This window comes from Oleiphilus sp. HI0043 (genome assembly GCF_001634935.1).
In genome coordinates this window covers 1-954 of record NZ_LWEY01001828.1, presented here as the reverse complement: position 1 = coordinate 954, position 954 = coordinate 1, and the positions used below count along the sequence as shown (strand labels likewise).

General features: G+C 46.3%; 2 protein-coding genes. Both read right to left on the bottom strand.

Annotation, left to right across the window (positions count from 1 at the left end; translation table 11 throughout):
* Positions 1–562, bottom strand: a 562-nt coding sequence (locus A3729_RS28165) for an HAD family hydrolase (RefSeq protein WP_068634524.1), incomplete at its 3' end; no start/stop codon positions are given.
* 29 nt (positions 563–591) lie between these two features.
* Positions 592–954: bifunctional 2-polyprenyl-6-hydroxyphenol methylase/3-demethylubiquinol 3-O-methyltransferase UbiG (ubiG, locus tag A3729_RS28160; protein WP_068634523.1), on the bottom strand; the 363-nt coding region annotated here is incomplete at its 5' end.

The window sequence follows — 954 nt, the reverse complement described above, 5'->3', positions numbered from 1 at the left end:
ATAGCGCACTTACTGTAATCATTTCAGCAGCTTGACCTGCTTGAATGTCTCTTTCGTGATCGCCAGCGTAGACGATATTACCGGGCGCAAGGCCAAGTTGCTTTGCTGCTAAAAGAAGGGATTCTGGGTCAGGCTTGGATTTGCGGACATCATCGGGGCAGAGTGTCACACGGCTTCGTTTGTCTAGGTCCATACGCTGTAATAATAGATCGGTGTAGAGGCGAGGTTTGTTGGTGATAATTCCCCAGGGAATGTCTTTGTCTTCACAAAGAGTGAGAACCTCTTCCATGCCGTCANAGAGCTTGGCATGCTTTCCTACTAGCGATTCATAGCGTTCCAATAACTCTTGTCTAAGTGATTCAAAGGGCTCGGTGCCGGGTTCGCCGCCAAAGCCGATTTTTACCAAAGCCCTTGCGCCATCGGACACAGTATTACGAATCGTGTCGGCTGGAAGCTGGTTTCGTCCGTGACTTATCAGTTGTTCATTGAGAACCTGAACAAAATCATTGGCTGTATCAACGAGTGTTCCGTCCAGGTCAAATAGTAGAGCGCTAATTGTCATTATGAATGTCGTTTATGAGGGGGTATAAGCTAATCGATTGGCTTGGTGGCATGTACCAGGTAATTGACATCGACGTCTCGCGCTAATTTGTATTCTTTTATTAATGGGTTGTAGACCATGCCGGTAATATCTTGAAAGTCCAGTTTTGCCTTGCGGATGTAACTTGTTAGCTCAGATGGCTTGATAAATTTCTTATACTCGTGCGTGCCTTTCGGTAGCATCTTTAGTAGGTGTTCGGCGCCAACAATGGCAAACATAAAAGCTTTAGGGTTACGATTGATTGTTGATAAGAATAGGTCGCCGCCAGGTTTCAGAAGCTTTGCACAAGCCGCTATAACTGAAGAAGGGTCTGGTACGTGTTCAAGCATTTCCAGGCAGGTGACGACGTCATA